At 48.6% G+C, this 6,512-nt stretch carries 9 protein-coding genes; 7 read left to right on the forward strand and 2 right to left on the reverse strand.

Translation table 11 applies throughout. The annotated features are described in order from the left end of the window. A partial coding sequence (locus VIN66_RS16070) for a LysR family transcriptional regulator (RefSeq protein WP_331924921.1) occupies nucleotides 1-815 on the reverse strand: 815 nt, incomplete at its 3' end. 112 nt (nucleotides 816-927) lie between these two features. On the opposite strand from VIN66_RS16070, the gene VIN66_RS16075 reads away from it, so the two are divergent. Both VIN66_RS16075 and VIN66_RS16080 read left to right on the forward strand, forming a co-directional pair. Beyond that, nucleotides 928-1,863, forward strand: a complete 936-nt coding sequence (locus tag VIN66_RS16075) for a sodium-dependent bicarbonate transport family permease (RefSeq protein ID WP_331924922.1) — start codon at nucleotides 928-930, stop codon at nucleotides 1,861-1,863. A gap of 105 nt (nucleotides 1,864-1,968) precedes the next feature. After that, the gene (locus tag VIN66_RS16080) at nucleotides 1,969-2,316 is read left to right on the forward strand and encodes a hypothetical protein (RefSeq protein ID WP_331924923.1); all 348 of its coding nucleotides are present in this window, start codon (nucleotides 1,969-1,971) and stop codon (nucleotides 2,314-2,316) included. 13 nt (nucleotides 2,317-2,329) lie between these two features. On the opposite strand, the gene VIN66_RS16085 is transcribed toward VIN66_RS16080, so the two are convergent. Next, a complete protein-coding gene (locus tag VIN66_RS16085) occupies nucleotides 2,330-2,971 on the reverse strand; it encodes an NAD(P)-dependent oxidoreductase (protein WP_331924924.1) in 642 nt (213 codons plus the stop codon). Nucleotides 2,972-3,068: 97 nt separating this feature from the next. On the opposite strand from VIN66_RS16085, the gene VIN66_RS16090 reads away from it, so the two are divergent. The 5 genes from VIN66_RS16090 (at nucleotide 3,069) to VIN66_RS16110 (ending at nucleotide 6,310) form a co-directional block, all read left to right on the forward strand. Continuing rightward, nucleotides 3,069-3,965 (forward strand): LysR family transcriptional regulator, encoded by an 897-nt coding sequence (locus VIN66_RS16090; protein WP_331924925.1) that lies wholly within the window; start codon nucleotides 3,069-3,071, stop codon nucleotides 3,963-3,965. Nucleotides 3,966-4,415: 450 nt separating this feature from the next. Beyond that, a complete protein-coding gene (locus tag VIN66_RS16095) occupies nucleotides 4,416-4,847 on the forward strand; it encodes a DUF2846 domain-containing protein (RefSeq protein WP_331924926.1) in 432 nt (143 codons plus the stop codon). Between the two features lie 100 nt (nucleotides 4,848-4,947). Then, nucleotides 4,948-5,439 (forward strand): hypothetical protein, encoded by a 492-nt coding sequence (locus VIN66_RS16100; RefSeq protein ID WP_331924927.1) that lies wholly within the window; start codon nucleotides 4,948-4,950, stop codon nucleotides 5,437-5,439. Between the two features lie 15 nt (nucleotides 5,440-5,454). Further along, nucleotides 5,455-5,751: a hypothetical protein gene (locus tag VIN66_RS16105; protein WP_331924928.1), complete on the forward strand. Its 297-nt coding sequence runs from the start codon at nucleotides 5,455-5,457 to the stop codon at nucleotides 5,749-5,751. Nucleotides 5,752-5,866: 115 nt separating this feature from the next. Further along, entirely contained in the window at nucleotides 5,867-6,310 is a 444-nt protein-coding gene (locus VIN66_RS16110; RefSeq protein ID WP_331924929.1) for a hypothetical protein, read from the forward strand. The last annotated feature ends 202 nt before the right edge of the window (nucleotides 6,311-6,512 follow it).

Below are 6,512 nucleotides of genomic sequence, written 5' to 3' on the forward strand. Positions count from 1 at the left end.
AGATACCAGTGGCTGTTTAGCGGAAACCCCTGTACATCCAGCACAGCCAGTTTTTCCCGCCCTTCAAGCAAGGTATGGCCGGAAATGACAGATAATCCCAACCCCGCCGCGACACTCAGCCGTATTGCCTCGTTACTTTCAATTTGCATACTGTGACTAAGCTCTATGCCCTGACTGCTGAGCCAGGCTTCAAACATCAGCCGGGTGGCACTGCCACTTTCACGCAATAAAAACCGTTCCTGCTTTAATTGCTCAAACCGCAGATTGCGTTGCTTGCTGGCCCAGTGCTGCAAAGGGGCGATAAGCTGCAGCGGGTTTTTCACTATAGGGGTTGCTACCACATGCTCACCACTGGGTGGATGACTAAACAGGTAGATATCATCCTGTTGCTGTTCGAAGCGGCTCAGAATATGTGCACGGTTACCGATATGCAGCGTCACTTCTATTTGCGGATACTGACGGTAAAACGGCCCCAGAATACGCGGCATCAGGTATTGCGCAGTATTAACAACAGCAATACTGAGCTGACCACGCCGGCCGCTGCCAAGCTCATTCAGCTCACTGTTCAGATCGTCAAACCGGCTCAACACATCACAGGCCGCCTGATATAACGCCTGGCCGGCGGCAGTGGGTTGCAGCCCCGCCGGCGTGCTTTGCAACAGTGGCTCTTTTACCAACTCTGCCAGCTTTTTCAGCTGCAGTGACACCGTTGGCTGTGTCAGGTGCAGCGCGCGTGCAGCCGCAGAAATGTTGCCCAGTTGCACCACACGGATATATACCTGCAGCAGGCGAAAGCTTAACTGCCTTACATCCATTTTTAACCCTCCGCACATATAGATAATTATCTATATATAACAGCTATATTATTAATTATGCAATATGGTGCGCTTACGGCACACTGGCGGCGTTTTTTTCTGGAGTATAAACATGCCTGATGCTGTAATTGCGTTTTTCGCCCTTGGCCTGCTGGCCGGCCTGGTTAAGTCTGATCTCAAAGTCCCACTGCCTATCTACGAAACCTTATCGATATTGTTGATGCTGACGCTCGGCTTAAAAGGCGGCATGGCATTGCATGGTGTACCACTGCTGCCCATTTTGCCGGAGCTGGCGCTGATAGCGGCTACCGGTGTGGCATTACCGCTGCTTTTGTACCCGCTGCTTCGTAAGCTGGTGCAGCTGAGCAGTGCCAACGCTGCCAGTGTGGCTGCGCATTATGGTTCGGTCAGTGCCGGTACCTTTGCAGTCGTTATTGCACTGGCAAGCCAGCACCAACTGCCGATGGAGCCGCAAACTACGCTGTATCTGGTGTTACTGGAGCTGCCTGCCATAGTGACGATGCTGTGGCTTTACCGCTACCTCAATGGCAGTAAAACCAGCTCGCTGGCCATTTTGCATGAAGCCCTGACCAGCCGGGGTGTACTGCTGTTGGGTGGCGGCCTGTTAATTGGTTATCTGTATGGTCACGATGGCTTGTCGGCTATTACACCGGTATTGCTCGGCGGCTTTAAAACCTTACTGGCACTGTTCTTACTGGAAATGGGCCTGTGTACCGCCAAAGTCTGCTCGCCGCTGCCGCTAAAACAATGGCGCCTGATGTTGTTTGCCCTGCTGGCGCCTTTCGTACTGGCCTGGTTTGGTATAGCGCTTGGTTTGCTGCTGGGGTTGCCAGGCGGCAGTATTCTGGTGCTGGCGGGCCTGATGGCAAGCGCATCTTATATCGCAGCACCGGCGGCTATCCGCGCGGCGGTACCGGATGCCGATATCGGCCTGGCGCTGCTGGCATCACTTGGGTTGACGTTTCCATTGAATGTGCTGCTGGGGCTGCCGCTCTACTTAAACTGGGTCAACCAGCTGCTCAACTAGCGGCGATTGCAAACCAGGATATAATGCCCGGCCGTATACAAACGTATTCTAACGATAAAACGCCCCGTATAGGCGGCGTTTTTTGACAAAGGTAATAATAAGCCGATGCCTTATCAGGGTATACGAAAACGCAGCGTTACCAAGCCTGCCGCGGCCGACCAGCATATTCTGCAACTGCATAAAGTGATGGCAGAGAAGCTACTGGCAGAACCCTGGCGCATCGCTGATGTGCGCCAGCGGCTTGAGCAGCGTTATCAGGCCGGGCAAATCAGGCACAGCGGTTATATTCACTGGCACAGTATTCTGGACTGCATTGATGACCCAGCGCTGTTTCGCCGCGAGCTGTTGGACAGTGGCGAGCGCATGACAAAGCTGCGCCGGCGCACTGTGCTGGTGGGGATCCTGACCGAACAAGAACGCAGCGCCGCTTTGCAGGCGGTCACTACCGGCTAACTACGCTGCCCCTTTAGTAAGCGATGCTAAAGCGCTTGTTCTGATGCTGCGGTTGCTCTGCTTCATTGAGCATCGCAGCAGCATAATCGCCGGTAGAAATACGGCTGCGGCCATCCTGGTCAGCCAGCAGATAATCCTGCCCTAAGCGGTACTGCCCCGTTTTATCACCGGGGAAAATCTCCGCCGCCGGTGATAAAAAGCTCCAGTTGATATCGCTTTGCTGTTGCAGTTTTTGCAGTACCTCTGCCGCACCTTCAGCGGTTGCACGGTATTCCGCAGGAAAATCCGGGCTATCGAGCAAACGGCTATCATCAGGTAGTTTTAATGTTGCCGCACCACCTACCACCAGCAAACGTGGCGTGTTAGCTGCAACTGCAGCCTGATACACAGAGTTAAACGCCGCGACATAATAGCCTTTAACATCCTGCTGGGCATGGCCGCTAAAAGCACTGATCACAACCGCTTTATTACTCAGCACTTTGGTTAATGCGGCGGTGTCGTTAATATCCAGCCCTAATACTGTCAAACCGGCCTGCGGCGTAACACGCTCGGGGCGGCTGACCACAGCCGTCACTTTATGACCACGGCTTAAAGCCTCTGCCGTAATGGCCGAACCGATAAAACCTGACGCGCCTAAGATAACCAATTCCATCATGTATTCCTCAATTGAAAACCTGCGCCATTATCACTGCTCGATTAACAACGAAAAATAACCTAATATAAAAATCACTGTTTTAAAAAATAAAACAATCATGCAAAACCAACTTGATCTGAATAGCTTACAACTGGTGCAACGCTTACAGCAGGCCGGCAGCTTTACCGCCGCAGCCGAGCAGCTTGGCTGCAGTAAAACCACGCTTAGCCTGCAGCTAAAAGCGCTGGAGCAGCAACTGGGCACAGCGCTGTTTCGGCGCACCACACGCCAGCTCAGTTTAACCAGTGCCGGTGAGCACCTGTTGCAAAGTTGCATGCCGCTGCTGGAGCAGTTACAACAAGCACTGCAAAGTGTGCAAAGCGGCGACAAAGTGCTGCAGGGTAAACTGGTTGTCAGCGCGCCGGAAGATTACACCAACCGTAAACTGGCACCGGCAGCAGTCGCCTTTCGCCGCCAGCACCCGGCGCTGGAGTTTGAGTTTCGAAGCAGTGATCAGGTAAAAGACGCGGTGAAAGAAAACATCGATTTATCAATACGCATCGGCTGGCTGCGCGACTCCAGCCAGACAGCGCGCAAACTGGCTGACTTTGAACAGTGGCTGCTGGCCGCACCGGCCTATCTGCAGCAGGCAGGCATCCCCACTGCCCCTTCGCAGCTACGCCAGCACGAATTTATCGCCTTTACCGCCCTGCGCCAGCCCCTGACCTGGCAACTTCAGCAAAATAAACAGCAAGTGGAAGTGCAGTTAACCGCCGCTTATAAAAGCAGCTCTACGCAAACCATTACCGCGCTAATGCTGGCGGGTGCCGGTATTGGAGTACTACCCGATTACAGCGCAAAAGATCTGGTGCAGCAAGGTGCGCTGACAAGGGTACTGCCCGATTGGTCGTTAAGCAGCGGCGGTATTTATGCAGTGTATCCACCAGGGCGCTTCCGCCCGGCCCGGGTAACCGCTTTTGTAGATTTTTTGCAGCAGTATCAGCAGGTGATTTAGCCAGTAACCTGTGACATTGTAAGCCAGGCGGTTAGCTCTGACTTTAGCGCTAATCATCACCTTCAGTAACAGCGGTGTTTTATGTTGTTATATACAGTGTTATCTGAAAGATGAGACATTTCAGGTCAGATATCCCGTTAACATTGCTCATAAGCTAATTGCTGATTTTATTTACATGCTATAAATTAGGTACTTACGTAGCAGGGTTCAGAAATATAACGCACAGCCCTGGAAATATAATGCATGCTCGTTTTTCCGGAATGCGAAAGTGAAGCAGTTGAAATTACTTTTAATTTACAAAGGCATACTGAAGGTTGTTTCTTCTATTGGAAATGAGAAAACGAGCATGCACAATAATAAAATGTTATAGCCTTTTCAACTTTTGGTGTAAAAATGACTAGAAACATACTACTTACTTTGCTTTGTCTCATACTCTCGGCTTGCGCCTCAATGGACGCAAGTGGCCCACAATTTTCAAAGCACGAAGCGGCACCAAAAAATAATGCGTTAGTCTACCTATTAAAACCAGATCCTGCGTCAAAAGACGGTGTCACGACATGCTTGGCTTTACAATTGAACAATACGGAGCACGGCTGTGTTAAAGGCAAAGGTTACATACTGTCAGAAATTGAGCCTGGTCAATATAAAGCAGCACTGGTTAATAAAGCTGCGTTTGGTTTCAAGCTGCTGGAGTTTGATTTAACTGCTAGAGCTGGTGAAGTTATATATCTTGAGTATGCATTTGGACGCTCTTTAAATGGGGAGTCCCTTGATACACGCTTTGCTAGTTTGGGCATTGTCGTTTCAGGAAATCATGTCGTCGCCAAAATTGAAGAGCCAGAGGCTTTGGCTAAGTTGGCTGGTTTACAACTGTCTTTGTAAGCTATAACAAGGCGCTATTGTCGCCACTGTCGTGGCTGGGACGGCTTACGCTGCGCTCCAGCCGCCCCAAAGCTTTGCGTTATGTTTAAGGAGAAGTAGATTGGAAGTTCTGTTATATATCTTTGCAATACCACTTTTATTTGTTGCGTACTTTCTTTTAAAGGGCATTTTTCAAGGGGCAACCTATTATGAAATAGATCCGCAAAATGTCCACGATATTCAGGCAATATCTCGGGTAGCACAAGTTCAAATGGCCATTGAAAAGTTCGATTGTAGTTATGAGCAATTAACTAATTTACTTGCTAAAGATAAGCAGTGGATTTCAAGAGACAATTTTAATCTTATTAAATCAATGTCAAATCTATCAGATGATTTGAACCAGCTATCTCTTTCATGGGAGGAGTGGTATGAGTATTTTAAAGCAGAATCGGCAAAATTGAACCCTCAGTTGGCAGTGAATGAAGATGGTTTAAGCGTTGTAGATTTAATGGATGATGAACCTTTAAGAAACGCACACAGGGATGGACAAAACCCCTTGGTCATCGCTAAAGAATTTGCTGAGAGTTTTAATATTTTAGATTTCGAAAAATAAAATGCGTGGTATTTCATGAAGCAACTAAAAACTCACTGCTTGATTATCACATGCTTAGCGTTATCAGCATGTGTGTCAAGTTCCGGTATCATCCCTGATGGAAAAGATGCTTACAGAATTGTATATACAGGCGATACAGGTTTCACAAACTCAAATACATTGCAAAAAAATGCATACAGTGATGCGGCAACCTTTTGTGCTAAATCGGGAAAAGTTGTAGAAACAGTTGATATGGAGTCTAAGCAATCACGACCGTTAGGTGGATGGCCTGAAGCAAGCTTATTGTTCAAGTGTGTAGAGCGTGCAGAGTGAAACATAACAAGCAAATTTTATCGCCAGCAAAAAGCGCTGGCTGCGACGTCAACCCGCTACGCGGCTTTCCGCGCTAAATTTGGGCGTTATGTGCTAAAGCAGAATGGAGCTCGTATTGAGTTTTAGTGTTAAATCAAAACTATTAATTAGCGGTGGCGTTATTGCGTCGGTTGCCGCTATCTGGCATCTGCTCTGCATTTGGGGCGGCCCAAGCTGGTTTGCTTTTGCGCGAGCGCCTAAGCAAATTATAGATTCAGCCCAACAAGGTACTTTGCTTGCACCTGTCGGTACCGTAATCGTTGCAGGTTTAATGTTTGCGTGTACGGTATTTGCTTTTTCAGCCGTTGGTTTAATTCGCAAGGTTCCATTGGTTAAACCTGCTTTAATTACCATCGCGCTGCTTTGTGCAGTGCGAGGGTTAATTGGTATTCCAACATTTGTTACAGCCGCCGGTGTAGATATCTGGCAAATAGTTGCTAGCACAGTCTGGTTGTTCGTTGGCGTTTGTTTTATTGCTGGCAGTATTGAACATAGTACTGCTTTAAATTCAAGCACATAACAAGCAAAGGCAGGGCGATGCGTAAACGCACGCCTGCTTTGAGCGTTAGAGCACTTGCATGAAAGCACGTAGATACTTAACAATTTTGATTAGCTTGTTTTTACTAGGCTGTGCAAATAAACAAATAAATTTTGATACCGGAACTGGCTTTGCGTGCTTTGATGAACCCAAATGGCCAAACGACAAAAAGCAGTACTACCTA

The organism is Rheinheimera sp., from assembly GCF_036568245.1.
Taxonomy (GTDB): domain Bacteria; phylum Pseudomonadota; class Gammaproteobacteria; order Enterobacterales; family Alteromonadaceae; genus Alishewanella.